Below are 26,300 nucleotides of genomic sequence, written 5' to 3'. Positions count from 1 at the left end.
CCGGTGGTCTACTCCTTTCACCCTTTACTCTGGCAGAACCCCATGTCCAGCTGGCTTGCCCGTATTTCCCCGGAACTAGTGGAGCGCCTGCCCATTGGTGCGCGCGGCCATCATCTGCTGCTACAACCCACCCTGGCCCCCACGCCCTTGCTGTTGCCACCGGCCGATCAGGCCCTGCTGCAGCGCTGGCTGGCCTTGCGCGTGATGCGCCAGCGCTGGACTACTCTCGTGGCGCAAAGTGGCGATGCGGCCCAGGCCGAAGACTTGCTGCGCCGCCTGCTGGAGTGCGGCTGGTGCGAGGTGGAACTGCATGCCGAACCGGGCCGGCTGGGCCAGTGGGAGCCGTTCTGGGTGAGCTGGCGCGAGGTGTACCAGTTGCGCAGCCTGATCGGCCTGCCGGATGCAGATGCGCGTGATGAAGTCGTCCAGCTATGGCGCGGCTGGCAGCCGCAAAATCCGCAGCTGCAAACCCTGGCGGACAGCCTCACCCAGCGCGTGCAGTCCTCCACGCTGGAGCGGCGCTTGAAAATAGCCCAGGGGCTGGATAACTGGCTGACCGCAGGCTTGTGGGGCACCGAACGGCAGTTTTCCCAGTATGCGCTGGGCCGCAGCAAGGCCTTTGGCGAGGCCGACCGGCGCTGGCTGGCCGAGTTCGGCATTGCGCTGGAATCCTGTGGCATTTCGCGCCATACCCCGCACGTTTTCCTGTCCGGCGCGCTGACGCTCTATGCCGCCGGTCAGCCCTTGTTGTCTGCCGCCTTGTTGCAAAGCGGCCTGGCACTGGCACCGGAAGCGCTGCAACAAGTGGATGCGGTGCGCGGGACCGTGCAGATGGTGCGCATAGTGGAAAACCTCAGCGTGTTTGAAGTACTGACCCGGCAAGCCGAGCCCGTACTCACCATCTGGGTGCCGGGCTATCCGCACCGGCGCTGGCTGGACGCGGTGGGGCATGTGCTGGCCTTGCTGCGCTTGCCGGTGCAGGTGGCCTGTGACCTGGACCCGTCCGGCGTAGCCATTGCGCTGCAAGTGGGCGAACTGGCCGGCAAGGCCGGCTGCGCCTGGCAGCCGTGGCGTATGCAGGCCGATGACCTGACCCTGGCCTGTGGCGGCCAGTCGCTCAGCGAAGACGACCAGCAGGCACTGGCCCGGCTGGCACGACAACCCTTGCCCCCCATGCTGGCCGACTTGTGCGCTGCCATGCTGGAACGCCAGCTCAAGGTAGAGCAGGAGGCGCTGTTTATCGGCCATACCGGGGACGCTGCCGTCGGCTAGTGCGCCCTTGCCGCGCAGTGGGTGACAATACCGAGCGCTTGCTTGATAATCGTTGACATCGATCATCAAGCGGAGCGCCCATGCGTACCCTGACATCCTTGCTTGGCAATTCCCAGAAACTGGACGGCGGTGCCATGTTTGGCAATGCGCCACGCGCCATGTGGAGCCAATGGCTGGCCCCGGACGAGGCACACCGGGTGGCGCTGGCCTGTCGCTGTCTGCTGGTGCGCGAAGAAGATGGCCGCCGCATTCTGCTGGAAGCCGGTATCGGCGCATTTTTTGCGCCGGAACTCAAAGCCCGCTACGGCGTGGTGGAAGACGGCCATGTGCTGCTGGACAATCTGGCCGCTGCCGGTTGCAGCCACGAAGACATCGACGTGGTGATTCTGTCCCACCTGCATTTCGACCATGTCGGCGGCCTGCTGGCCGCCTGGGATGGCGGCCCGGCGCGGCTGCTGTTTCCCAAGGCGCAGTTCGTGGTCGGCCGCACTGCCTGGCAACGTGCCTGTGCGCCACATGCGCGTGACCGGGCGTCTTTCATCCCCGAACTGATTGCCTTGCTGGAAAACAGTGGCCGACTGGTGCTGACCGATGGCGAGACACCGGCCTGCCTGCCGGCTGATTACCGCTTTCATCTGAGCGATGGCCACACACCGGGCATGCTGCTGACCGAAATTCCGCTGGAAGACGGGCCGGTTGTCTATGCCGCCGACCTCATCCCCGGTGCCCCCTGGGTGCATGTACCCATCACCATGGGTTACGACCGCTTTCCGGAACAGCTCACCGACGAAAAACGCCAGTTGCTGGAAGGCTTGCTTGCCCGGCAAGGGCGGCTATTCTTCACCCACGACCCGCAGTACGCCATGGCCTGGGTCAACCGCGATGCCAAAGGCCGTTTCCATGCCGCAGACCATGTGCCACGCCTGACAGCACTGGCGCGCTGACTGTGGCATTTGTTTAACATTCTGGCCATGGCTGGCCAGTGCTGTGCGGGCTTGTTGACAGTTGGATCCAGCCTGGGCAGGGGTGTTTCCCCGCCAGGGCCGGGCCGAGCAAGTGATTGTATTGTTTGATCAAATAAATCGACAATATTATTGATGTTTATGCATAAGCTGTTGTTTATTTGATTGTATAAATTAATGTTTGATCAAGTTTTGCTGGGTGTATTAAACAAAATCATCGACAGCGCCCCCGCGACCCGCTTATGCTGCTAGACATTTGACACTGATGCACACCGCCCGCGACCGGGCGCTGCCTCATGTTGCTGGCAACATGCTTGCATGTGTTGATGGGGAATACATCTCGTGGGGGATGTCGTTGACCGGGGCTACGGCTCCGGTTTTTTTTTGCCAGGCCTGTGATGCAGACAAAAGGCGTAGTGTCGAAGCCAACAGCGATGTGATGCGCCCCAATCCCCGTGGCGCGCGCCGCGTGTTTACGTGGCGGGACTGCCCGCCGTGCAGGCAGGGGAGCTGCGTCGCCAGCCCCCCTGCACCCCCAGGCGACCCCGGGTTGCGCGAATTCCCGCTCTTTCCGGGCCGGGCAAGGCACCGCCGAACTCGCCATTCGCTAACGTCGAATGGCTCAAACAGGGCGGCGGCTTAAAACCTTGCCCAATCCCGGCTACAGCGGCGCGCGCCACGGGGGAATGCTGCGTTGGCCGCGTAAATTCTTAGCGACAAAATCCTGAGTCGAATATGTCGTGCGTTCACCAGCCAGGTAGCGTAAAGCCAGTAAAAGCCTTGTCTGCAGCAGGCGGTTCAGTTTGATTGAAATGTTGCGCCGCAAAACAGTTGCCAGCTTTCCGCCCGGCATGGCATGGTTGAAACCATGACCTCTCCGCGTTCTTATCATACTGCCGCTTACTGTCTGCTTACCCTGGCTGCCCTGTTCTGGGCTGGCAACTTCGTCTTGGGCCGTGCCGTCCATGCCAGCATTCCACCGCTGACCCTGGCTTTTGGCCGCTGGCTGATTGCGCTGGCCGTGCTGCTGCCTGTCGGCCTCAAGCCCATGCTGGCGCAGCGCTCGCTGTGGCAGCCGCACTGGCGACGCATCATCCTGCTGGCCTTGCTGGGCATTGCCAGTTTCAATTCGCTGGTTTACCTGGGTTTGCAATCCACCAGTGCCACCAATGGCGTGCTGCTCAACTCCTTCATTCCCATCCTGATCGTGCTGCTGGGGGCGCTGTTTTTCCACCTGCCGCTTAATCGTGGCCAGTTGGCTGCGGTGTTGCTGTCTTTTGCCGGGGTGTTGCTGCTGGTGGCGCATGGCGAACCGGCACGCTTGCTGACGCTGGATATCAACCATGGCGATGCGCTGGTGTTTACCGCCATGCTGGCCTGGGCCGTGTATACCCTGTTGTTGCGTGGCCTGCCCGCCGGACTGGATCGGCTGGGCCTGCTCACCCTGCTGGTGGCCATCGGCCTGTTGGCCATCCTGCCGCTGTTTTTGCTGGAATATGCCCAGGGACGGCGGGCGGTGCTGAATGTCACCACGCTGGCCAGTTTTGCCTATGTCGGCACGCTGCCCTCGGTGCTGGCTTATCATTTTTACAATCAGGGCGTGGCGCGGGTTGGTGCGGCGCGGGCCGGCAGTTTCATTCATCTGATGCCGGCTTTTGGTGCCGTGTTGTCCATGTTATTGCTGGGTGAGGCCATTCATGGTTATCACCTGCTGGGGATTGCTGCCATTCTGGGCGGCGTGTTGTTGTCGGCGCGCAGCGCAGGACGTTAAGAGCAGCTGACAAAATCCTGCTGCTGTGTTGCGCCTCCTGGCCGTACCCTTGTACTGTCTGCGTCGGCGCGCCTTGCATCAGGGACGCGATGCTTTTTTGTTAGCCGCTCTCTATGAATTACAGGCTGCGCTGGGCGTGGCCGGGAAAGGTTGAATCATGAGTCGTTTCTGGAGTCCGGTGGTGCATCAGCTCACCCCTTATGTGCCGGGTGAGCAGCCCAAGCTGGATACGCTGATCAAGCTCAATACCAATGAAAACCCCTACGGGCCGTCGCCCAAGGTGCTGGCGGCCATCCGTGCCGCCACCGACGACAGCCTGCGCCTGTATCCGGACCCGAGCGGCGACAAGCTGAAAGACGCCATTGCCGGCTACCATGGTGTCAGCCGCCCGCAGGTGTTTGTGGGCAACAGCTCGGACGAGGTGCTGGGCATTGTGTTCCAGGCCCTGCTCAAGCACGAACAGCCCTTGCTGATGCCGGACATCAGCTATGGTTTTTATCCGGTGTATTGCGGCCTGTTCGGCATCGAAGCGCGTCAGGTGCCGCTGGATGACAGCCTGTCCATCCGGGTGGAGGACTACCGCCAGCCCTGCGGCGGGGTGATCCTGGCCAATCCGAATGCGCCCACCGGCCGCCTGCTGCCGCTGTCCGCCATCCGTCAGTTGCTGGATGACCATCCCGACCAGGTGGTGGTGATCGACGAAGCCTATGTCGATTTTGGTGGCGACAGCGCCATCGCACTGGTGAACGACTATCCCAATCTGCTGGTGGTACACACCCTGTCCAAATCGCGCTCGCTGGCCGGGCTGCGTGTGGGCTATGCGGTGGGCGATGCCACGCTGATCGAGGCGCTGGAGCGGGTAAAAAACAGCTTCAACGCCTATCCGCTGGACCGGCTGGCGCTGGCCGGGGCGGTGGCGTCATTCGAAGACGACGACTACTTCCGTCACACCTGCCAGGCGGTGATGCGCACACGGGAACAACTGACTGCGCAATTGCAGGCGCTGGGCTTTGAAGTATTGCCCTCGGCGGCCAATTTCGTGTTTGCCCGCCACCCGCAGCACGACGCGGCCATGCTGGCCACCGGCTTGCGCCAGCAGGCGGTGATCGTGCGCCACTTCACCGCGCCGCGCATCAACCAGTACCTGCGCATCAGCATTGGCACTGATGCCGAATGCACACGGCTGGTGCAGGTGCTGGGCAGCCTGTTGTCCTGACATCCGACTGCATTACTAGCCACGAAAGGAGCAGACATGAGCGAGCAAGACCGCGCCGCCGGCAAGGCCCGCCGCACCCAGGTGATGGGTGAGGCCTTTGTCGAACGGGCGATGAGCAATCTGGATGGCTTTTCCGCCCCCTTGCAGGACTGGCTGAACGAACACGCCTGGGGCAGTACCTGGCAGCGCGAGGGGCTGGACCTGAAAACCCGCAGCCTGATCACCTGCGCCATGCTGGCGGCGCTGGGCCGCAGCACCGAGCTGAAAGGCCATGTGCGCGGTGCCATCAACAACGGTGCCAGCCTGGTGGAAATCCGCGAGGTGCTGTTGCACAGTGCCGTTTATGGCGGCGCCCCGGCGGCGGTGGAGGCTTTCCGCAGTGCGCGCGAAGTGCTGAACGAGCTGGGACTCAAGCTGGAAGAATAGACTGACTGGCAGCAGGGTTGATTTTCTGCTGTCAGGCCCCACACTGAGTGCATCTCCACCCCGGCGGCCGGTCGCAGCATTGGCCGCCTTTGCTTGAAGGAAGTGACACATGGCATCTGTAACGCTTCGTGGTAATCCGGTTGAAGTGGCAGGCACCCTGCCGGTCAAGGGCGACAAGGCCCCGGCCCTGACGCTGACCAATGGTGATCTGGCCGACGTGAGCCTGGCCGATTTCGCTGGCAAGAAGAAAATCATCAACATCTTCCCCAGCGTGGACACCCCGACTTGCGCCACTTCGGTACGCAAGTTCAACGAAAAAGCCGCTGGCAAGGCCGACACCGTAGTGCTGTGCGTTTCTGCCGACCTGCCGTTTGCGCAAAAGCGTTTCTGCGGTGCCGAAGGCATCGAGAACGTGGTGAACCTGTCCACCTTCCGCAATGCCGACTTCCTGCAAGCCTGGGGCGTGAAGCTGGCTTCCGGCCCGCTGGCCGGTCTGACTGCCCGTGCCGTGGTGGTACTGGATGCTGACAACACCGTGCTGCACAGCGAGCTGGTTGCCGAAATCGGCAGCGAACCCAACTACGACGCTGCGCTGGCTGTGCTGTAAGCAGCCTGTTCCGCAGTAGTAAAAGCAAAACGGCAGCCCATGATGGCTGCCGTTTTGCTTTGTTGACCGACTCCTCTCGCTTTCCGGAGGGAAAGCGAGGCTCACTTTTTCTCTTCAATTGGCAAGGTAAGGGCGGGGGGATAGGGAATAAATGGAAGGCTGCGAAAGTAATCAGTGAATCGAAAGGCCCGGCTTTGCCGGGTCCAGTGCAATCGAATCAAATAACTTTGTCAGCAGCCTGAACGGCAGCCCGCGATGGCTGCCGTTTTTGCATGGAGCAATATCATGGCTGGGGTTGCAGCCGGAACCAGCTAAGCGCCTGGTTCAGCACGCTGGCGGATTCGGCCAACTGGCGCATCACCGGGTTGGCGTCACGCATCTGTTCGTCAATGCTGCTGGCCAGATGGGCCAGTTCATAACCGTGCTGACGGATGCTGTTGCCCGCTTCGCTCTGTTGCTGGCGTACCTGGCTTATCCGTTCCATCAACTGTCCCAGTTCAGCCAGTGCCTCATCCACCCCGGACAACGCCACACCCAAGGCCTGCTGGGCGTGCTGGTTGTCATGGCTGGCCTTGCCGGCGGTATCGATGGCTTCGCCTAATGACTGCTTGACGGTTTCCACCTTGGCCAGGCTGTCGAAAATGCGTGAAGTGGCACTGGCAGTGCGTTCGGACAGCTTGCGCACCTCATCGGCCACCACGGCAAAACCCCGGCCCTGTTCGCCGGCACGGGCAGCTTCAATCGCTGCGTTGAGCGCCAGCAGATTGGTTTGCTCCGCCACATCGCGAATCAGGGTGCTGATCTGGGCAATGTCGGCAATAGACTGGTTTAGTTGCTGCATTTCCTGCATGGCAGAATCAATGCGCCCGGCCAGTTCCTGCATGGCGGCGGCATTGGCGCTGCCCAGTTGGCGGGCCTGTTCGGTACGCTGCAGTGCCTGGCGTGAGCCGGCTTCGGCCTGGGTGATGAATTGCGCCACGCTCTCGGCCTGGCTGGCAATCTGCGCTGCTGCTTCGTTGCTCAGATTGGCCTTGCCGGTTTGCAGGCGGCTGGCGTCGGCCGCCTGGCTGGTAATCAGTTGCAGCTGCTGGCTGTCACGCTGGTTGCGGCTGGCATGCTGATGCACATTGCTCAACAGCTCGCCCAGTCGCTCCAGAAAGCGATTGATGCGCGCCGCCATTTGCGCCAGCTCATCTCGCCCCTGTTCTGGCAGACGCGCCGCCAGATTGCCTTCGCTAAGCGCGTCCACGGCACGCCCCATGGCCGCCATCTGCATTTTCAAGCGCCGTGCCAGTGCCAGCTGGATCAGCACCACCGCCACACTGGCCAGCAGCAAAGGCCCCAGAATGATGATTGCCAGTTGTTGCAACATGGCATGCATGGCGGCTTCTTCTGCGGTCTGATCCTTGCCGGCCAGCACCAGTTGCTGGTCTAGCAGTGCCACCAGCGGCACCAGGCTTTGCTGATAGGCTTGTTCCGGAATCGACAGCGCATCTTGTGGCGCGGTTTCGGCAATGGTCAGCGCGCTTTCCAGGTTACGGGTGTATTGCTGCCACAAGGCCTTGCTCTGCTCTAGAAACGGCTTGGCCTGGGCATCTGGCAGAACCTTGGCAATCTGAGCACTCAGCACTTGTACCTGCTGCTTGACCTGTTGCAGGTGTTTGGCTGTTTCCGGCTGCAAGGGGTCGGCGCGGGACAGGCTGAGCACGCTGGCCTTGAACTGGTAGAGATTGGCCGACAATTGCTGGTGCTGGCTGTATTCGTCGACATGCCGGGTGAGGGAGAACAATTGCTGACTGGTAACGGCCAGCACAATCAGCAGGCTGGCCACGGTAAACAGGATGGTCAGCCATAAACGCTTGATAAGAGACATGATTGCAGCTTCTGCTCAGGGGATGCTGCGCAGTGTAGACCGCGTGAATGACAGTTCCATGACATGACTTAATGCCAAATGCTTAGGATTGCCGGTGAAATTCCAGCATCATTTACAAGCGGGTGTTGCTAATCTGGCGCTGGATACCGCACAAATGCGCGATCTACCACTGCCATGGATAAGCGGCGGGCATCCGGAACACGCAGGAGCGCAAGCGGCCCGGCGCGAGATCTGCCGCGCCGGCATGAGGCAAGGGCTCAGCGCGCGGCCTGCATGTTCCCCTTGGCGGCGGCCGGGCCTGCCAAGGCAAACACCCGCGACGGCAGCTTGAACTGCAACAGCTTGAGCAAGGCCAATGGCCCTTCGCCGGCGGTGGTGCGCAGGATGTAACGTGCGGTCAAGCCATCTGGCAAGGCAAAGTCCAGCTGAAAGCGCGCTTTGTCCAGTTGCACCACCTTGGCCTTGTCCAACAGGCGGATGAAGGCCCAGTGGCCATTGAATTCCAGCGTTTGCCGTGTGCCGGTAGTGAGCGACTGCCACTGCAAGCGAGTAGCGCTGTTCTGACCGGTTGCCGGCCAGTGCATGGCCACCCAGGTTTCGTGCTGGTTGAAATACTTCAATTCCTGGCCATCAATCATCAGCGTGGTTTCGGCCAGTCCCGGCATGGCAACCGGGCGCAGCTCAAACTGATAGCCGGCATCGCCTTCGGCATACAGCAGGCTGGACAGGCGGCTCAGTGCATTCACCGCATTGAGAAAGTCGGCATCAAAGGGTGCGGCATTCTGCAAGGTGGGGCTGGGCAGCCACTGATCGCCTTCCTGCACCAGCGCACCGGCCAGCGTACTGCCCAGAAAGCGGGCAATCGCCCCTTGTTCCGGGGCCAGAAAGCCGGTCAGCACCGGAATGGAGCTGTCGTTATCGCTGGCATTGAAGGGAAAGCGCCCGGCCAATTGATTGCCCCAGGGCAGGTAGATGCTACGGCGCCACAAATCATTGATGTCAAAGGCCGCTGGCAGCATCACCACCTGGTTGGCACTATCCAGTGGGCTGACAAACAATTGCTGCGCAAAACCGGCCCATTCAGCCCCCATGCTGGCGGCTAGCATGGCCGCGTACTCCTGGCCATGAGCCAGCGCATTCTGTTCGCCTTTGAACAGCGCCTGGGCCAACTGCCGCGACGCGGCATCGGGGTTGGGCGAGGAGGCCAGTTGCTGCAGTTTCAGCCGCACCGAGGTGACCGATTCCAGATAGCGCGCCAGGCTGAGCGTGTGGCTGGCTTGTGCATCATCCGGCGCAGTCAGCCGCAACAAGGGTCCAAAGGCACGGGTCAGCGGGTCGGAAGGCTTTGCCTGCTGCATGGCCGCCTTGTCACCGGACTTGCCCACCAGCGCGCGGGTTTTGTCCAGCAGGTCGCTGGCCAGGGATTTTTCCGCCGTGCCAGCCTGCCCCTGATACTGGATCATGCTCATCAAGGCCAGCAGCGGCGAGCGTTGCGGGTCGGCATAAGTGCTCAATTGCTCCACCGTGCTGGACAGACTGTTGGCAGATTGCCAGCGCATGCCGTTCAGCCAGCGTTGCCAGGCGGCGGCGTAGTCATTGAAATAACGTTGCTGCAAGCGGGTTTTCAGCAGGCTGCCTTCGCTGCGCGTGGCTTCTGCACCCATCACCCATAGCGCCTCGCCGCCCTGTTTGGGGTCGGCATTTTCGATGGCCGTGCGGACATAGCCATCCCATGCTTCGCGGGTATAGGCACCGGGCAGGGTGCCAGGCAGCAGGAACAAGCCGCGGCTGTCCACCCCCGGCAGCAGGCTGCTGGCGGTGCGGGCCGGATATTTCTCGCCAGCCTGTTGCAGGATGGATTGGTAAATCGTTTCGTCGCCATGCTCCACGCCATTGAGTCCAAGCAGTGTCTGGCGCGCACCTGCTACGACCGTTGGCAAGGCCGCCAGCTTCCATTCCGGGTGTGCTGCCAGATGCTGCGCATAAAACTGCAGGATTTGCGCAGGCGCCTGATCGTTGAGTCCACTACGTTGGCGTAGTTGATCCGACAGGAATGCCGCCTGGGTGCGCGACGGTGTATCCAGCATCAAATAAGCTTTCAGGCTGTCAAACCCCACCTTGCTGGCCATCGTCAGCGTTTCGCCACTACCGGACAGAGGAAGCTTGTTCAGCTCAAGCAAAATGCGCTGGAGATGTTGCTGGGCAGGCGCAATCAGCCACTGCCGGGCCGTCTTGCCATAAGCTGCAAACAGCGGCGCTTGCACTTTGTCATTCAGGTTCAAACCAAAGCGCGATAGCAGGGGAATACCGGCGTTGGTTTGCTGTGACAGTTGCTGCAGTAACTGTTGGGTATTGATCAAGGCCGGCAAGGCTTGTTTGATACTGCGCGCGGCATTCAGTTGCGCAATGCTGGCCTGGGCCGCCGCCACCAGCGTGTGATTGCGCACGGCGGACACCACCATGCCCAAGGCCAGTAGCAGGGAGAGGGTACACACTAGCCAGCCGATGTGGCCGGCTACCGTAAGACGATGCCTGCGCGGTGCCGTTTGGACACAATCCTCCACCACATGACCTGCAATATGCGGTAAGCCAGACCCGGCAATCCAGGCCAGGCGAATGATGTGCTGCCCGTCTGGCAGGTGGCGGCTGATATGCGCCAGGGATTCAGCCAGCTCATCAATTACGCCGGGCTGCTCCAGCGCAGCGGAAAAAGCCAGCGTGGCAGAGCCCTTATGCGCCAGCAAGGCTGCCTGGCCGTCTATGGCGCTCTGCCAAACCAGCTTGTGCAAGTCGGCCCGCGTCTGTGCTGCATCGCCGGGTTGGGTCAGCAGGCAGGAAATGCCTTGCTCAGGCACCGTCCAGCCAGTAAGGGCAAGGCAGACCGGCAGCCGCCACTGACAGCGTGCATTCAAATCCAGTAGCTGCTGCAGTTGCACACTCCCGGTGTTGGGCAATGCGTCCGCCACCAGGGTGACGGCATCCAGCGGCACACGCCAACGGCCACGCAAACGGGCGAGGAGTTTTGCTGGCTGCTCCGGGGTAACGTGCAGCAGCAAGGCATCCGGGCTATCCAGCCAGAGCGGTGCCGGGGCCTGGTCAACATCCGCCAGACTGGATACCGCCTTCTCCGGCAATAGCGTTGCCACCCATGGTTTGATGCTGCGCCACTTGCCAGGGTACTGATGGCGCATGTATTGCAGGACGGAATCCAGGCTGTCCGACCTGCCATCCATAGCGGTGTTGGCACGGTTCAAGCGGGGTGCCGCCAGCGCAGCAGGCCCCCGGATCAGCAGCAGTAACCAGACAAACACCGCCAGGGTTGGCAGTAACACAGCCCAGAAGAAAAGACTGGTTTGCAACAAGAAGCCATCCGTCGGCCCCTGAAACAGCGTTTTGCCATACAACCAGACCAGCAACAGCGCCAGCGCTCCAATTGCAAACAGGATGAGCGGTATCCAGTAAACGCGGCGCGGGGTAGGGGAAGAGCTTGGCAGGCTGGTCATGGCGATGGCTTCTCACGTTTGGCAATGCAATTCAAAGGACATTCACGCTTACACACGGTCAGCGCTGGCGGAGTTATTGCAAATCAAGATGTGGTTTGAGTGACTACTGGCCGGCCTATGCGTCGTGCCCTTGTCGTTATTGGTGGAAAACGCTGGGCGTTATTTGCTTTCATCACTATCCAGTAAATCTGATTTGGACCAGTCGCACAGACTGGCAGGTGTGCTTGCCTTGGCTGCGCCTGAATCAGGGAAGAAGAAATATTCCTTGGGCCCTTCTCTATGGACATAGTTAAAAACAGATAGGCCATCACCATACAAGTAAAATGAATAAAAACCGGTCATTTTTTTATTCACTATTTCATCGTATACATAGCGATAGTTTTTAAACTTCTCCCCCTTTAGTGTGATGCTTCTGTAGTTGGAATATTTCAAGCGGATTTTAGCCCTATTATTGTATTGCACATAAGCATCGCGGCGTGGGCCCTGCGGCAGGGTTAGGCTGATAAAAATGGGCTCTTTATCTCCCATGGCAGAAAAACAGTAGGTGTTGGTTCCATTGATTCTGTTTTCTGAAGTGGCTGGTGGCACGGATGCATGCGCCGTGGCGGCAATAAGGGCGCTTGCTAGGCCGGTGAGTTTTCTTAACATGGCAGTCCTTAATAAATAAATTGCACAAATCAAAACAAATACTTCACACAATCACGCTTAACAATTTATTTAACAAGCTAGGTTTTTGCCGTTTGCATGCGGTACAGTAACAAAATGAAAGATGGCTGCATTGGTTAATTTTCTTGGTATGGGTGTCTTTGCTCTTGTATTTAAATCATTATTTACTGTGTTTAATTGCTTTCTTCTTCTGATAATCGACTTGATTTGGACCAGTCGCATGCAGTGTCAGGTATTTCTGAATCTTCTGCGCCTGAGTCTAATCCGAGAAAATATGGTTTATTTTTTTTCTTGGAGTGGTATTTAAGCTTTGGCGAGTCTCCTCTATACCAAGTGTAAGTGTAGTATCCAGATATTTTATTGTTCATCATTTCAGCATAGGTGTGTGATTCGGTATCATTGCCTGCTCCTGTCATGTCTACATATTCTGGGTATAGATATCTAAGGTGAATGATAGGGCCGTTATTGTGTTGTACAAAGCCGCCTAGGTGCCTGTCATCAAATAGGCCAAAGGTAATAAATATGAATTCATTCTTTTCTCGTGATGAATAGCAGTCGTGGCGAATTTTATCTATTTCTGCGGTTGGATTTTCCTGACTTTGGGCTGCATGGGCTGTAATGGCAAGCAGAAAGATGGCTGCGATGGTTAGTATTCTTAGCATTGGTATCCTTGCTGGGAGTGACTATGTGGTTTTTTTTGATTGCTATTTATATTTTTAGTTGTTTGTATCATTTAATAAACTTGATTTCGACCAGTCGCATGCTATATCTGGTGTGTGTGAGGTTTGTGCTTCTGGATCAATAAATAAGCCATATCGTCTGTTAGATTTTTTAGGATAATATTCAAGAATTGGCATGTCTCCTCTGTACCAATTGTGTATATAATACCCTGTGATTTTGTTATTTGTAATTTCTGCGTAGGTGTGAGATTCACTATCATTACCTGCTCCTTTTTTGTCTATATAATTGGCATATAAATATTTTAAGCGTAGTGTGGTGCCATTGTAATGCTGCACATACCCACCTAATCGATAATCGGCAAATAGAATAAGGCTGATAAATATGAATTCGCCTTTTTCGTGTGAGGAAAAGCAAGTTGCGTTGGATGTATCAACTTCAATGGCTGATTTTGATTTGCTATACACTGCGGGACTTGCAATAAAAACAAGAATGCAAGCTATGTAGGTAATTATTCTGGACATGAATATGTTATTTATATTAATTAATGGTTCTGCGATGATGTCTTTATGTTTATGGTCTTTGTAAGAGATATGCCAAATTTAGAGAGTGAGTGGTAGGGACAAATTTTTCTTCTCCATTTATTTTTTCTTTTCTGCTATTTCTACGCCAGACAAAGGTGATGTTTACACTGTCTTTGGGGGGAATGGCATCATGTAAAATACATTTGCAATACTCCAAGGCTTGTAAGCGTCGCTCAATCTCATTAATATAATGATTGTTATATCTTTGCTGGCCATTATCCATCCTTAATGGAACTGTATGTATTACGCAGAAATCTATATTTATGGTGTTTTGTGGTGTTTGCTTAGTTAGAGATTGATTGGCAATTGTGTCAAATTTATTTACTCTTCATTACTAGTTAAAAGATCTGATTTTGACCAATTGCATTCATTGCTTGGTGTGTTTGAGTTGTATGCGCCAGGGTCAATTCTGAAATGGTATCTTTTTTTTCTATTCTTGGATAAATATACAAGGCTTGGTATGTCGCCTCCTTGCCAAGTGTAAATGTAATGGCCGGTTCTTTTTTTATTAACAATTTCCGCATAGGTGTATGAGTAACTAATAAGCCTTGCGCCTGGTGCAGTAAGATCTTCATAAGATAGAAATTTCAAAGGTATTTTGGGGCCATTTTTATACTGAATAAAACCAGCGCGCCTTGGATTGTCAAAGTCCAAACTTAGGCTGATAAATATTGGACCGTCCTTTTCTAAAGATGAAAAACAAGCGGTGTCTAATGGATTTTTTTTTGTTGAGATTGTATTGCTAGCATTGGTAATGCCTGCAATAGATACAATAGAAGATGCTAAAAGAGTGAGCATTCTTGACATGTACGTGTCCTTAAAATTGACTAAGTAGGGTAATGTTTAATATTTTGAGATTTATGGTCTTTGTAAAATGTAGGGTAAATTGAGCGAATGGATGGTCTCGATATATTTCTTTTTTTCGACCCCATTTTTATCTGTAACTTTTTCTTTTTCGCTATCTCTGCGCCAGACAAAGGTGATGTTTACACTTTCTTTGGGTGGGATAGCATCATGCAAAATCCATTTGCAGTACTCTAAGGCGTGTAGTCGTCGCTCAAGTCCATTGATGTATGGATCAAGAACCCAACCATTGACACCCTTGCTAACCTTGACGCCATCAATAATAGATGTGCCTCGATCACACAGGTCGTGCATGCTGGTGAAATTTAGTATTTTTTTGCTGATCCAGTAAAAGCCGCTGCTATCTATGCAGCCAAATACATTATTGATGGACGAAGGGTGTTTGTTTTTGGGACCGGGTACTCCTGGCTTTGCAATCAGATTGTCCGGGTCCCAGCCTAATTTCGCATACACGCCAAGCGGTGCATTTTTGGCGGATGGTATTCCTCGGAATTTGCCATATTCCTCATAGGCCTCTAAGTGAGTGAGTTGAATAATGCCGCGCCCCCAATAGGGCCTGTATTCTTTACCTTGAAGATGTGGCTCGGCCAATTGTGTCAAATATCCGGTTTCCGGAATGGTCTGCGCAATAAAATGGGCTAATCTGCCTTTGCTGTGTAATATTCCATATTTGTTAAAGCCTTGGCATAGTGCCTTTGTCCAGGTTTTGGCCGTGGAGAATGCTGCCTCCCAACTCTTGGATTCGGTTTTGAATTGTGTACCATAAAGGACTTTGAGCGTTCTTGGCAGTAATTGCGTAAACTCAAACTCCGACAGCCAATTACATTTCCTGAAATGCAGGATGAACTCTCTGGGGTTGAAGAACCAGACATCCTCCGTTATCGCGCCCTGGTAAAATGCCTTGCTGGCATTGTCTACAGTAGGTAGACAAGCACTGGGGAATTGATTGTTGTTGTCGACGAATCGCTGCCAGAAGCAGGCTTTGTCCAGGTCGTCCATTAATTTCTGGAATTTGCTATTGTCTAGCGGTGCGGGGTTGAGCGGGGATGCTACTTTGCGCCATTGTTGGCGCACTGCCTTCTTTGCTTTGTCCCATTCGCTGGGGATTTTGCAAATCATTTTTGATAGTTTGCTACTGACAGCCTGGTCAGTTAATGCCCGTTGTAATGCGGCTGCGCTTTTTTCGCTGCCCGCTGGATACAGTAGTGAATGAATGATTTTGCTATCACACAGGCCGTTATCTATCGAGTCATCATCGATGAGGGTCCAGTCTGCCCAGTCCGGGAAATCGCCATCGCTAAATACGGTAATGGGCTTTGCACCCTGGGCGGGTGCGGCATTGAGATTGACCCAGGCCAGTCCCTGTGGTGTGTCAATCTGATGCCAGTGTGGAATGTCATGGCCAATTCTCTGGGTGTTGACCTCATCAATGATGCGGCCAAATTTCAGCATTTCATAAATTGCGCTAGGGGCGATTTTTTTATACTGTTCGCCCATCTTGACTGCTCGGTTATACAGCTTGTATTCGTATGCCTGGTAGAATTTGCTGTCTTTGGCGCGGTGTGGGATGCTGATGTATTGATTGTCTTTTAGTAACTTGCTGCTTATCGCGATTTCTCCCTTTTCAAATTTGATGGTGACGTATAAATCTGTCGTACTCGGTGTTGGATTTTTGAGGGTGGATGCGCTGTAATCTGGCGCTTTCGCCTGGAAATATAAGGGAGTGCCTGCCGGGATGTAGTAGTGGGTATCGCCGTAAACAATGTTTTTCCGGCCGGATTTGGCGAGGTTCAGCTTGCCGCTGCTGCGACCGGTGATTTTCTTTACATTTGCGCCGCTGCAAAAAATTTCAAAATGGATGCCGCTATTGTCTGCCACGTTACCGACATGGCCAATCAGGTCTTTTCTATAGACGGGGCTGCCCTTGGCGTAGGCTGTCTTGATTGCTTCATTGATGACTTGCAGATGTTGATAGCAGGAGTAATACACAATGCAGCCTTCTGCCTCGCTGCCAATCTGGGTTTCATGCCTGATGATCACCACTCCGTTGGAGTTGGCGTGCTCGCTGAGGTCTGTTCCTTTGTCCTCGGCGTAATACATGACGGCACCATCGGCAATGGCCCATACAGCGTTGTTGTCCCCCGATCCGATAAAGCCAGTAATATGCAGGCCAGGGTGCCATTGGCCGGATTTCCCTACTGGAAATCCGCCCCTGTCGCGATTGGGCATCATGCTTTCCAGCCATGCTCTATCTTCTTTTTGGGTGGTGGTTTGCGCTTGTGCTGGCTTTAGTAGTACGGGTGGTCCGATTAGCATGTTTATTCCTTGTTCTGATTGAATGATGAGCTGGCGAATAATCAATACCCTTCATTCCGAGTAGTTCTGATCAAGGCTTAATTCGGTTTTGGGAAATGCGCTGATTGGATTAGGCAGGCCGGCTTTCCCCTCATTACTCAGCGTGCCGTGCAGCTTGATATCCCCAAACACTTCAACCCCCTTGGCGCTGATGCGGATGCCATGGCCGCCGGCTGCCAGTTCAATGCTGTCGTGCCCGGCCACGCTGATGTGCTGGTTGCTGTTCAGCCGCAGGGACTTGGCGGCGGACACCGCCAGCGGGCCGCCTTGTGCCTGGATGTCCACGCTGCCCTGGTTGGCATAGAGACGTGCGCCGCCGCTGCGGGCAAAGAGGCTGATGGCGCCGTTGGCATTACTGCGGATATCGCCCTGGGCGGCTTGGCTGATGTGTTGCCCGGCGGTGACGGCATAGCTGGCACCTGCCGATTGCTGGATGGTGTGCGGGGTGGTGAGGCCGATGCCGGCCGGGGCGCTCATCAGGATGCCGGCCTGTGCCAGTTGTTTGAGCGACTGTTGCAGCAGGTCGACCTGGGCCTGGACATCCGGCGGCAGTGCCTGGGCGGTGGTGGCGGCATCGGCCAGGGCTTTGGCCAGCCGGTTGGCGTCTTCCAGTTGGTGCAGCGCGGCGGCCATGTCTAGTTGCGGGGTGGCGGCGACGGATTTGGCTTCGGCACTGATGAGCAGGCCTTTACCGCCGCGGATGGCTCCCCAGTGGTCGGTGCGCAGCTCAAAGCCTTCGCCGCGTGGCGCGCGGGCGGCATCCACCAGATGGCCGATATTCAGCTGGCTTTTGCCGTATTCGCTGGCCAGCTTGATGTGTTCCTTGCCCTGCAAATCCTCCATACGCAGCTTGTTGTTGGCCTTGGTGCGGATGACATTGCGGCTGTTCCACTGTGTGGTGATGTGGTCTGGCCGCTCACTGTCATGGGTGATGGCGGCGATGTAGGGGTGGTCGGGGTCGCCATCGCTGAAGGCGAGGTGGACGATGGTGCCGGCGTGGATGGGCATGTGAAAACCGAATTGCCGTCCGGCAAACGGTTTGGCCAGCCGCACGGCACGGGAGTCGCCGCCGGGGCTCCAGCTATCGAGGTCGAACAGGTAGCGCACCCGGTAGCGGCCATGCTCGTCGATGAAGGGGTAGTGGTAACTGTTATTGCCGGGACTCACCACCATGGCGGGCAAGGTGCCGTGAATGCGTGGTTTGGGGGTAAGGGCGGGTCGCCAGACGCGATCCGCCGGAATGGCGTGGAAGCTGTTCTGATAAGCGCGATCACGGCTGCCGGAGTGGGTAACGCTGCTGATCAGCCAGCCGTGGGGGGCGTCGGCAAAAGCGTGGCTAAGCGTTAGCACTGCGCCGGGACTTAGCCGGCTGACATTGCTGTCACCACTGGCGATGCATTGCCGGCTGACTGACAGTTCGTGCCGTAATCGCGCCAGTTGGGCGGATTCTTCATCATCACGATTGTCATCGCCCCAGTCATAGTCCTCGCCATGGGCGGCGGGCACCTCGCAGGCAAACCCGGCGCTGCCATCGGGCAGTGGACTGGCGGCCATGTCGTTGAAGTTGCGCCGCCGCGTAGTGTGCAGCATCGGACTGTGCCGGATGCTGAAGGCGGTGACCGCCTCGGTGCCAACGCTTTCCAGCCCGGCGTGTTCGCGTAGCGGGATGTTTTCCAGATGACCGCGGGTGTAATGCTCCAGATTGTTGCCAAACTGGATGATTTCCTTGCCGTCCTTGCCTTGGATGAACTGATAGAAGATGCCGGCATGGGCGGCAATGCGGCAGAGGAAGGCCAAATCGGTTTCGCGGAACTGGGTGAGGTGTTCGTACACGGCTTGTGCGCCGGTTAGCTGAAAGCTGAAATCGCTACTATCCAGCCCATGTTTGCGCAGTAGTGCTTCCATTACCTGCGCCACCGTCATGTTCTGGAACAGGCGGGTGCTGCGACTGTCCTCAAGCAGGGCCAGGCGCGGGCCGATCTCGAAGGTGTACAGCGTTTCTTCCGGGGTGCTGCGGCCGCGCTGGGCGTGGCGGATCACCCCGTGCCAGCTACGCTGTCCTGCCAGCGTGCTGACAAGTGGTTCCAGGCCGGGAATGGTCAGCGGTGGCGCGGTGGATTGCGGGCTGATGGTGAAGGTGACCGGCTGGCCGATCAGCGGGGCGAGGGGCAGATCGCTGTCTTGCAGCGTTACCGCTACGCGCAGTTGGTAGGGTGTATCCAGCGCTTCTGCAAGCTGAAATGTATGCACCGAGGGTGCGAGCTGGAAACGCGAGGGGAAGCTCAGTTGGTAAGGGTTGTGCATGGGCTGGGCTCCGGCAGTGGGTCAGATGGCGACCTGCCATTCCTGGCAGTCGTGGATGAGGCGGGGATGAACCGGGCAGCGGCACAGCACCAGGTCGTTGCTGAGTGCCAGGGTTTTTCCCTGGATATTGTTTTGCCCCAGCGTGCCGCGTGGCCCGGCCATCGCAATCACGCCGGTTGTGCCACAGATATCGCAGCGCACCCTGGCGCCGATGAAGGACACGGGAATCCCGCGTAGTGTCGGCCCATCGGCCATGCCTTCCACCACTTCCCCGCGTCCGGTGATACGACAGCCGAGGCGAATGACAAATCTCATGTGCTGGCTCCTGTTGTGGTCGATTCGGGCGGCAATGCCATGCCAGCCCAGTGCTGATGTGCCTGCTGGGCGTGCCAGCCAACCGCTTGCTGCCGTAGCATCGCGGCTTCCACTGCCATTGCTGCCATGATCCAGCAGCCCAAGGCACCGGGATTGCCCCAGTAAGGTTCATGTTCCACGGCGTCGATTTGCCAGCCTGCTGCGGATAGCGCTTCCGGGCTGTCACGGTTCAGGCTGAAAAAGGAGGCGGGCGGATTGGCCAGTGCAGCATTGCGCTGTGCCAACGCCAGATGTTCTGGTGTGCTGAACAGCACCGGTCGAGACAGGCTGCCGCCAGCCGGCGTATTGCTTGCCAGCATGGCAAAAGCGGCTTCGGCAGCGGGTGGGCCATGGCTGGCACCGAAGCTGGCCACAGGCGTGACGATGCCTGCCAGCAGGTGATAGCTGGCGTGTTGCCGGGCGTGGAGTGCGTCAATCACCAGATCGATGTCCTCGGGGTTGTGCAAGCGCTGAGGATGTGCAGTCAAAAAGATGCCCAGTTCGCTGGCATGTTGTCGAAAGCGTAGCCACGCGTCTTCGCTGCCACTCCAGGAAACGGGGACCGATGGGTTCAACACCGGTCGCGGCCACTCCGCCAGCATCGTGGCCAGTTGGGCGGGGAGGTATTGGGCGGCCGGAAGGCGTTGTTCCTGTTCTTCCTCACCGGATGTCATGTCGGATACTGCTGCATCGTCCGCAAGCGGGATGCCGATTTCTTCGCTGCTTTCATCATCGGCAACTGCCTCGTCGCCAGCCGCATAAGCGTCCCACATGGCCGCGTCGGTATCCTGCTGGCCGTCTGCTTCGGATATCGATTCCGGCTCAGCCAGATAGGGCGGTGCCGCGGACTCGCATTGCGGCACCGCTAACAGATTGCAGAATGGCACCGGTTTTGCCCGCTGTTGCCGGAGCAGAACCTGGCGATCCCCCGCGTACAGGCAGGCCGGGCCAAGCAAGGCGATATGCGGGATATAAAGTCGTGCTTGGCGGCGCTGTTCTTCCTGCTGATACGCGGCAAGATGCAAGGCGTTGCGGTGAGCGACAATCCAGCCGGCCAGCAGCCAGCCGCTGTAGCGCAACAGCGTCCAGAAGCAGGAAAGCATGAAACCGGGTGCGGCTGCCTTGAGCCAGAAGCCAGTCAGAGGAGCCGCGGTGCTGACTGCCGTGGTGTAGGTGCTGAGCAGCGTCGAAAGCAAGGTGCTGGCGAGGATCAACATCACATAGCGCGGCCAGCGGGGCTTGCCTGGCAGTGTTTCTTGCTGCAGTTGATTTTCGGATGCTTGCATGCCGTGGGGACCGGTCGCTGGGGACTATGGATCGGGCATTACACGGCCAGACATTTGCATCAGCAATGTCCACTCAGCCAGTTTTACTGAGCTGCCTTATCTAAAGAGCGGCTGGGGGCGCTTGGTTTGCCCTTGCTTATGGCGGGCAATGACGGCAAGCGCATGCTTGGCCGAAGGAAGGGGATGCCGTTGATGTGCAAACCGTGTTACGGCTTGTCCGCACGGATAACCGCCTGCTGCGGCGCAAGAGTCTGGAGCAAGGCGCATCGCCGCAGACCGAACATGGCGTACGGCAAGGCGGCGCAAGGCTGGGGCGGGGGGGTATCGGGTCTTAATCTGCAATGTGTAGCTCGACATTGGCTCGCTGCAAGGCATGGGAGAGTGTGTCGTCCGGGGGATGATTCACGACCAGTCGGTGGATGTTCTCCAGCCCGCAAACCCGGAACAAGGCGGTAGCACCGAATTTGCTGGCGTCGACAAGCACGGTGAGCCGCCGGGCCTGGGCAATCATGGCTTTGGCGATGTCTGCCTCGGCTAGGGAAAAGTCCATTACCCCGTTTTCGTCGATGGCACCAACCGTTAGCACGACATCGGTGGTATTGAACTGCTGAATTTGTGTGATGGCCAGGCCGCCGACGCTTTCCGAGGCGTCGGCCAGGTATTCGCCACCAATCAGGAACACTTTGTTGCTGCGATCGCCCCGTCCAATAAGCTGGGCGATGGCCAGAGAATTGGTGATGATGGTCAGGTGCTGCTTGCGGGCCAGTTCCTGTGCCAGCGCCAATGTGGTGGTGCCCGTATCAATCAGCAGGGAATCACCGGCTTTGAACAGGCTGGCCGCCAGGCGCGCAATGCGCTGCTTTTCCGCTGCATGCTGCATGCGGCGCTGACGAAAATCATGCTCAACCGGTTCATCCGTACTCATTGCGCCGCCATGGTATTTCTTGAGCAAGCCATGATTGGCCAAGACCGCCAGATCGCGCCGTATCGTTTCGCGTGAGGACGCTGTCAGGACTGACAGACGTTCCACACTGATCTTTTTGTGCTCTCGCACCAAGTCAAGAATGGCTTCCTGGCGCTGTTGGGGTTTGTGTGGTCCGGTGATTTTCATGCGACATGCCTGGGTTTGAAGCAGGGAATCCAAGAGAAATGTCTGTCCATTCTGGCTTATTCGCATTCCATGCGCACTATATCGCCGCTGTTTGCCTTCGGGGTGCCAAATACGGGCTGTGCTGGCCTTGGCCGAGCACGGAGTGTGCGCATCCCATGTTTTCCTCTTTGCGTTGCATTGATGGCTGATTGCGGGACTTTCCCTGTCAATTAGTCATATTGTGGATTTTTCAGTCATTACATATTGTTTCTTCATATTTTTTTGACCGTACGGTCATTGTGTTTGACTGAAAAGGAAGGCCTATGTTTGACGTTGCCATCATCGGCGCGGGTGTCGTGGGCTGCGCGGTTGCCCGCCGATTTGCCTTGCTTGGGGCCAAGGTGGTGTTGATGGAAAGCGGTGCCGATATTTTGTCTGGCGCTTCCAAGGCTAACAGCGCCATTTTGCATACCGGCTTTGATGCTCCGTCCAATAGCGTGGAGTGGCAACTGATACAGGCTGGCCGTGCTGAATATCTGGCCATCCATGAAAAACTGAACCTGCCACTGATTCAAACCGGAGCCCTTGTCTGCGCCTGGAGCGAGGAGGAAGCCAGCAAGCTGGAGCAGATTCATGCTGCCGGTTTGCACAATGGCGTGACCGATCTGGCCCGGCTGTCCGCCGCACAAGCCAGAACCCTGCAGCCGGGCTTGTCATCGCGTCTGTGTGCCGCCTTGGCGGTGCCGGGGGAGGCCATCATTGACCCCTGGTCCGCGCCGCTGGCGTATGTGACACAAGCCATCAAGCTGGGGGCCACGGTCATGCGCAATAGCGAAGTGCTGCGTGGTGAGTTTGCTGGCAATACATGGTCTTTGCAGACCGGTACACAGACAGTAGAGGCCCGCGCGCTGATTAACTGCGCCGGTTTATATGGTGATGAAGTGGATCGTCGCCTGGGCTTGCCGGTGGCATTCCAGATCAAACCACGCAAAGGGCAGTTTGTGGTGCTGGACAAGGCGGCTGCGCGCCATGTGCGCAGCATCATCCTGCCAGTCCCCACCGAAACGACAAAGGGCGTGGTGGTATGCCCCACGGTGTTTGGCAATGTGCTGATCGGGCCTACTGCCGAGGAGCAGGATGCGCGTCAGCGTGCCACGGTGGAGCAGGACACCTTGGCGGGCCTGATCCGCCGCGGTGCGGAAATTCTCCCCGCGCTGCAAGGCATGCCGGTGACTGCGGTCTATGCCGGTCTGCGTCCTGCTACCGAGCAGAAAGCCTATCGCATATTCAGTCGCCCCGCGCAGCGGGCCATCACGCTGGGGGGAATCCGCTCCACCGGCCTGAGTGCTGCGCTGGGCCTGGCGCAGCATGCCGTCACACTCTACCAGCAGTTTGAGTCTGAGCCTTTCAGCCCGCCGGTGGATATCCCCTGGTTTGCCATGCCCAATTTGGCGGAAGGGTATGAGCGGGACTGGCAACGCCCGAATCACGGCGAGATGGTGTGTCACTGTGAGCTGGTAACCAAGCGCGAGATTGCACTTAGCATGACCAGCCCGTTGCCGCCGGGGGATTTTGGCGGTCTGCGCCGGCGTACCCGTGCCGGCATGGGGCGCTGCCAGGGTTTTTATTGCAATGCCACGCTGGCGGCAATGACCCAAGGCAAGCTGGCGGTCGACTTGGCCGTCACGGCCAAGGGGGAGCAATGACTGCGCCGCAGATTGATGTGCTGATTATCGGTGGCGGCCCCGCAGGTGTGGCCGCCGCGCTGGCCCTGCGTCAACAAGGGGTGGCCAAGGTGGTGCTGCTGGAGCGCGAAGCCGAGCTGGGGGGGGCCACCCGCCATTGCAGTCACTCGCCATTTGGTATGCGGGAATATCGCCGCATCTACCTTGGCCATGCCTATGGCCGCCGCTTGGAGGCGGATGCGCGCCAGGCGGGTGTGGAGGTGCGTACGCAGCATTCCGTGGTTCGCTTTGAGGGCGAGGATGGCGTGCTGGTCAGCTCTCCCTTGGGGGTGGAGACGCTGTATGCCCGGCGCATCATTACCGCGACAGGAGCCCGCGAACAGCCGCGTGCGGCACGCTTGGTGTCCGGGGATAGGCCCATTGGCGTCCTCACCACCGGTGCGCTGCAGGCGTATGTTGCATTTCATGGCCTGATGCCCTTTCAGCGGCCCCTGATTGTGGGGTCGGAGCTGGTGTCGATGTCTGCCATCCTGACCTGTTTGTCACACGGTGCCCGACCGGTGGCTGTCATTGAAGAAGGCGCGGGTGCCATTGCCCGTGTACCCATGCGCTGGCTGCCTTACGTGACGGGTATTCCCTTTTATTTGCAAACCCGGCTAGTGGAAATTTTGGGGCAGGGCAGGGTAGAGGCGGTGATGCTGCAGACCGGAGGCACAGTGCGCAAGCTGGCGTGTGACGGCGTGCTGTTCACCGGCCAATTTGTACCCGAAACCGCGCTGTTGCAGAACATGGATGACGGTGTGCCGCAGGGTGGTGCCGGTGCGCTGATTGACCAAGACGGGCGCTTGGATAATCCCCGCCATTTTGCCGCAGGCAATGTATTGCGCGGCATCGAAACCGGTGGCTGGGCCTTTCGTGAAGGCCGGGCGGTTGGCCATGCGGTGGCGCAAGATCTGCTTGGCCCCCCTGTCGCAATCGCGGGCGTACAGGTTCGCTATGCGCCACCAATCAAACTGGTGGTTCCCGGTCTCATACGGCCTGGCTTTCTTGGCCAGCCTGCATTTTCCCGCTTCCAGTTGCGCGTCAGCAGGCCGGTTCGCGGGGTGATCAGTCTGCAGTTGGATGGCGTGGCGGTTTGGCAAAAACAGGGGCAATGGTTACCGGAGCGGCGGATTCTGGTGCCGATTCCTCATCAGGCAAGCCATGCCAAGACCATCGAATTTCATTGCCAGGAGATTCAATAATGCGTATCGCTGCCATTGATCAGGGAACCACCTCCACCCGCTGCTTACTGGTTGACGATGCCGGCCAGTGCGCGCTGGCCGGGGCCCGTCGTCATGCCCGTTATCATCCACAGGCGGGCTGGGTTGAGCATGACCCGGAAGAGCTGCTACGCAATATCATTGCCTTGCTGGAAAGTGCCGGCCCGGTTGATGCAATTGCCATTTGCAATCAGGGTGAAAGTTGTCTGGCCTGGGATGCGCAAACCAGGCAGCCCTTGTCGCCAGTACTGGTCTGGCAGGATGCCCGTACCGCAACCGCCCTGGCGCAGATGGGCGAGGCGGCGGAACTGCGCTCCAAGCGCATCAGCGGCTTGCCGCTGGACCCCTACTTTTCCGCCAGCAAACTGGCCTGGATGATCCGCAATATCCCGGCGGTAGCCGCCGCCCTGGAGCAGGGCCGTCTGCGGCTGGGCACGACCGATGCGTTTTTTCTGGACCGATTGTGCGGCACCTTCGCCACCGATTGGGCCACTGCATCGCGTACCGGACTGCTGGATATTGAAAGTGGGCAATGGAGTGCCGACTTGTGCGCCTTGCACGGCGTACCCATCCATTGCCTGCCGGAAATTCGCGCGGTCGATGCCGGTTTTGGCGCGATTCAGGGCATACCGGTCAAGGTATCCATTGTTGATCAGCAAGCCGCACTGTATGGCCATCAATGCCGCCAGCGTGGCGATGGCAAGATTACCTTCGGCACCGGGGCATTCTTTCTGGCACTGACCGGGGCGCAAGGCCTGAAGCCGGCAGATCTGCTACCCACCATCGCCTGGAAGAAACAGGATGAAGCCGCCTGCTATGCCATTGAAGGGGGGGTATATGACGCAGGTGCCGCCCTGGAATGGGCGCGCCGGATTGGCCTTTACTCGGCACTGGAAGAGTTGGACCAGTTTGAAGGCCCCACCGCCATCAGCCGTGGCATCGTATTTGTACCTGCCTTGTCCGGCTTGGCTGCCCCGTATTGGGACCGCCATGCGGCACCACTATTCATTGGCATGAACCATGCCACCGAGCGGCGCGACATGATCCGTGCCGTGCTGGAAGGCATTGCCATGCTGACCGCCAAACTGGTGGCAACCGCAGCCTTGTCCTTGCCGCTAGGCACAAGAATTTCCATTGATGGCGGGCTGTCGCAAAGCCGCTATTTTGCCCGCTTCCTTGCCTCGGCCTGCCAAAAAACCATCAGCGTCCCCTCCATGTACGAGCTTAGCGCGCTAGGCCTTGCCAGCTTGTGCGGGCTGGATATTAGTCGCATGGCCGGTGCCATCACCACTCATGAACCCGACCGCTTGGTTTCGCAACACGACCATGCGGTATTTGCTGAAGCTATCCACCGCGCAGGCGCATGGCGGAGCCAACTTGTTGCGCGCGGCTAACAAGCGCGCAGCGTTCCTGGGGCAAGGCGCGCCGCTGCCGACAGTACAAGCGGTACGCCAAGCAGGCGCAACGCCGCGGCAGGTTTTTTGTTAGCGGCTCTTAAACATCTGCGCCTGCGCTGCCGTGCGTTTGGTATCACCACCTGAA

At 57.7% G+C, this 26,300-nt stretch carries 20 protein-coding genes; 9 read left to right on the top strand and 11 right to left on the bottom strand.

Features of this window, described 5'->3' with window-relative positions:
• Nucleotides 1-42: 42 nt before the first annotated feature.
• The 6 genes from DLM_RS17535 (at nucleotide 43) to tpx (ending at nucleotide 6,254) form a co-directional block, all read left to right on the top strand.
• Entirely contained in the window at nucleotides 43-1,272 is a 1,230-nt protein-coding gene (locus DLM_RS17535) for a DUF2399 domain-containing protein (RefSeq protein WP_089085191.1), read from the top strand.
• A gap of 80 nt (nucleotides 1,273-1,352) precedes the next feature.
• Entirely contained in the window at nucleotides 1,353-2,216 is an 864-nt protein-coding gene (locus DLM_RS17530) for an MBL fold metallo-hydrolase (protein ID WP_089085190.1), read from the top strand.
• A gap of 886 nt (nucleotides 2,217-3,102) precedes the next feature.
• Nucleotides 3,103-4,005 (top strand): DMT family transporter, encoded by a 903-nt coding sequence (locus tag DLM_RS17525; RefSeq protein WP_089085212.1) that lies wholly within the window; start codon nucleotides 3,103-3,105, stop codon nucleotides 4,003-4,005.
• 157 nt (nucleotides 4,006-4,162) lie between these two features.
• On the top strand, nucleotides 4,163-5,221 hold the full coding sequence (gene hisC / locus DLM_RS17520; protein WP_089085189.1) for a histidinol-phosphate transaminase: 1,059 nt from the start codon (nucleotides 4,163-4,165) through the stop codon (nucleotides 5,219-5,221).
• Nucleotides 5,222-5,257: 36 nt separating this feature from the next.
• Nucleotides 5,258-5,647 carry a carboxymuconolactone decarboxylase family protein gene (locus DLM_RS17515; protein WP_045847912.1) on the top strand — a complete coding sequence of 130 codons (390 nt, stop codon included), beginning with the start codon at nucleotides 5,258-5,260 and terminating at the stop codon, nucleotides 5,645-5,647.
• Nucleotides 5,648-5,756: 109 nt separating this feature from the next.
• Nucleotides 5,757-6,254, top strand: coding sequence for a thiol peroxidase (gene tpx / locus DLM_RS17510; protein ID WP_089085188.1), 498 nt, complete (start codon nucleotides 5,757-5,759; stop codon nucleotides 6,252-6,254).
• A 283-nt stretch (nucleotides 6,255-6,537) separates the two neighbouring features.
• Here the strand turns inward: tpx and DLM_RS17505 are convergent, their stop codons facing one another.
• The 11 genes from DLM_RS17505 to DLM_RS17465 form a co-directional block, all read right to left on the bottom strand.
• Nucleotides 6,538-8,127: a methyl-accepting chemotaxis protein gene (locus DLM_RS17505; protein WP_089085187.1), complete on the bottom strand. Its 1,590-nt coding sequence runs from the start codon at nucleotides 8,125-8,127 to the stop codon at nucleotides 6,538-6,540.
• Nucleotides 8,128-8,384: 257 nt separating this feature from the next.
• Entirely contained in the window at nucleotides 8,385-11,630 is a 3,246-nt protein-coding gene (locus DLM_RS17500; RefSeq protein WP_089085186.1) for an ImcF-related family protein, read from the bottom strand.
• A gap of 159 nt (nucleotides 11,631-11,789) precedes the next feature.
• Nucleotides 11,790-12,278: a hypothetical protein gene (locus tag DLM_RS17495; RefSeq protein WP_145985882.1), complete on the bottom strand. Its 489-nt coding sequence runs from the start codon at nucleotides 12,276-12,278 to the stop codon at nucleotides 11,790-11,792.
• A gap of 191 nt (nucleotides 12,279-12,469) precedes the next feature.
• Nucleotides 12,470-12,958: a hypothetical protein gene (locus tag DLM_RS23160; RefSeq protein WP_145985881.1), complete on the bottom strand. Its 489-nt coding sequence runs from the start codon at nucleotides 12,956-12,958 to the stop codon at nucleotides 12,470-12,472.
• 54 nt (nucleotides 12,959-13,012) lie between these two features.
• A complete protein-coding gene (locus DLM_RS23155) occupies nucleotides 13,013-13,498 on the bottom strand; it encodes a hypothetical protein (protein WP_145985880.1) in 486 nt (161 codons plus the stop codon).
• Nucleotides 13,499-13,879: 381 nt separating this feature from the next.
• A complete protein-coding gene (locus DLM_RS23150; protein WP_145985879.1) occupies nucleotides 13,880-14,365 on the bottom strand; it encodes a hypothetical protein in 486 nt (161 codons plus the stop codon).
• Nucleotides 14,366-14,416: 51 nt separating this feature from the next.
• Nucleotides 14,417-16,783 carry a M23 family metallopeptidase gene (locus DLM_RS17485; protein ID WP_145985878.1) on the bottom strand — a complete coding sequence of 789 codons (2,367 nt, stop codon included), beginning with the start codon at nucleotides 16,781-16,783 and terminating at the stop codon, nucleotides 14,417-14,419.
• Nucleotides 16,784-16,789: 6 nt separating this feature from the next.
• Nucleotides 16,790-19,081, bottom strand: a complete 2,292-nt coding sequence (locus tag DLM_RS17480; RefSeq protein ID WP_089085182.1) for a type VI secretion system Vgr family protein — start codon at nucleotides 19,079-19,081, stop codon at nucleotides 16,790-16,792.
• A gap of 21 nt (nucleotides 19,082-19,102) precedes the next feature.
• Nucleotides 19,103-19,396 carry a PAAR domain-containing protein gene (locus DLM_RS17475; protein ID WP_089085181.1) on the bottom strand — a complete coding sequence of 98 codons (294 nt, stop codon included), beginning with the start codon at nucleotides 19,394-19,396 and terminating at the stop codon, nucleotides 19,103-19,105.
• Nucleotides 19,393-20,721: a hypothetical protein gene (locus tag DLM_RS17470; RefSeq protein WP_089085180.1), complete on the bottom strand. Its 1,329-nt coding sequence runs from the start codon at nucleotides 20,719-20,721 to the stop codon at nucleotides 19,393-19,395. The genes DLM_RS17475 and DLM_RS17470 overlap by 4 nt, the downstream gene beginning before the upstream one ends.
• A gap of 331 nt (nucleotides 20,722-21,052) precedes the next feature.
• On the bottom strand, nucleotides 21,053-21,832 hold the full coding sequence (locus DLM_RS17465) for a DeoR/GlpR family DNA-binding transcription regulator (protein ID WP_089085179.1): 780 nt from the start codon (nucleotides 21,830-21,832) through the stop codon (nucleotides 21,053-21,055).
• 302 nt (nucleotides 21,833-22,134) lie between these two features.
• Here DLM_RS17465 and DLM_RS17460 point away from each other — a divergent pair, with 302 nt between their 5' ends.
• The 3 genes from DLM_RS17460 to DLM_RS17450 are packed head-to-tail and all read left to right on the top strand — an operon-like array spanning nucleotide 22,135 to nucleotide 26,152.
• Nucleotides 22,135-23,517, top strand: coding sequence for an NAD(P)/FAD-dependent oxidoreductase (locus tag DLM_RS17460; RefSeq protein ID WP_089085178.1), 1,383 nt, complete (start codon nucleotides 22,135-22,137; stop codon nucleotides 23,515-23,517).
• Nucleotides 23,514-24,740 (top strand): FAD-dependent oxidoreductase, encoded by a 1,227-nt coding sequence (locus DLM_RS17455; RefSeq protein WP_089085177.1) that lies wholly within the window; start codon nucleotides 23,514-23,516, stop codon nucleotides 24,738-24,740. The genes DLM_RS17460 and DLM_RS17455 overlap by 4 nt, the downstream gene beginning before the upstream one ends.
• Nucleotides 24,740-26,152 carry an FGGY family carbohydrate kinase gene (locus tag DLM_RS17450; protein ID WP_089085176.1) on the top strand — a complete coding sequence of 471 codons (1,413 nt, stop codon included), beginning with the start codon at nucleotides 24,740-24,742 and terminating at the stop codon, nucleotides 26,150-26,152. Before DLM_RS17455 ends, DLM_RS17450 begins: the two co-directional genes overlap by 1 nt.
• The last annotated feature ends 148 nt before the right edge of the window (nucleotides 26,153-26,300 follow it).

The organism is Aquitalea magnusonii (genome assembly GCF_002217795.2).
Taxonomy (GTDB): domain Bacteria; phylum Pseudomonadota; class Gammaproteobacteria; order Burkholderiales; family Chromobacteriaceae; genus Aquitalea; species Aquitalea magnusonii_B.
This window is presented reverse-complemented; position numbering and strand designations above follow the sequence as displayed.

Coding starts and splice junctions, on each gene's coding strand:
- DLM_RS17535 (WP_089085191.1), top strand. CDS start 43: ATGTCCAGCTGGCTTGCCCGTATTTCCCCGGAACTAGTGGAGCGCCTG.
- DLM_RS17530 (WP_089085190.1), top strand. CDS start 1,353: ATGCGTACCCTGACATCCTTGCTTGGCAATTCCCAGAAACTGGACGGC.
- DLM_RS17525 (WP_089085212.1), top strand. CDS start 3,103: ATGACCTCTCCGCGTTCTTATCATACTGCCGCTTACTGTCTGCTTACC.
- hisC (WP_089085189.1), top strand. CDS start 4,163: ATGAGTCGTTTCTGGAGTCCGGTGGTGCATCAGCTCACCCCTTATGTG.
- DLM_RS17515 (WP_045847912.1), top strand. CDS start 5,258: ATGAGCGAGCAAGACCGCGCCGCCGGCAAGGCCCGCCGCACCCAGGTG.
- tpx (WP_089085188.1), top strand. CDS start 5,757: ATGGCATCTGTAACGCTTCGTGGTAATCCGGTTGAAGTGGCAGGCACC.
- DLM_RS17505 (WP_089085187.1), bottom strand. CDS start 8,127: ATGTCTCTTATCAAGCGTTTATGGCTGACCATCCTGTTTACCGTGGCC.
- DLM_RS17500 (WP_089085186.1), bottom strand. CDS start 11,630: ATGACCAGCCTGCCAAGCTCTTCCCCTACCCCGCGCCGCGTTTACTGG.
- DLM_RS17495 (WP_145985882.1), bottom strand. CDS start 12,278: ATGTTAAGAAAACTCACCGGCCTAGCAAGCGCCCTTATTGCCGCCACG.
- DLM_RS23160 (WP_145985881.1), bottom strand. CDS start 12,958: ATGCTAAGAATACTAACCATCGCAGCCATCTTTCTGCTTGCCATTACA.
- DLM_RS23155 (WP_145985880.1), bottom strand. CDS start 13,498: ATGTCCAGAATAATTACCTACATAGCTTGCATTCTTGTTTTTATTGCA.
- DLM_RS23150 (WP_145985879.1), bottom strand. CDS start 14,365: ATGTCAAGAATGCTCACTCTTTTAGCATCTTCTATTGTATCTATTGCA.
- DLM_RS17480 (WP_089085182.1), bottom strand. CDS start 19,081: ATGCACAACCCTTACCAACTGAGCTTCCCCTCGCGTTTCCAGCTCGCA.
- DLM_RS17475 (WP_089085181.1), bottom strand. CDS start 19,396: ATGAGATTTGTCATTCGCCTCGGCTGTCGTATCACCGGACGCGGGGAA.
- DLM_RS17470 (WP_089085180.1), bottom strand. CDS start 20,721: ATGCAAGCATCCGAAAATCAACTGCAGCAAGAAACACTGCCAGGCAAG.
- DLM_RS17465 (WP_089085179.1), bottom strand. CDS start 21,832: ATGAAAATCACCGGACCACACAAACCCCAACAGCGCCAGGAAGCCATT.
- DLM_RS17460 (WP_089085178.1), top strand. CDS start 22,135: ATGTTTGACGTTGCCATCATCGGCGCGGGTGTCGTGGGCTGCGCGGTT.
- DLM_RS17455 (WP_089085177.1), top strand. CDS start 23,514: ATGACTGCGCCGCAGATTGATGTGCTGATTATCGGTGGCGGCCCCGCA.
- DLM_RS17450 (WP_089085176.1), top strand. CDS start 24,740: ATGCGTATCGCTGCCATTGATCAGGGAACCACCTCCACCCGCTGCTTA.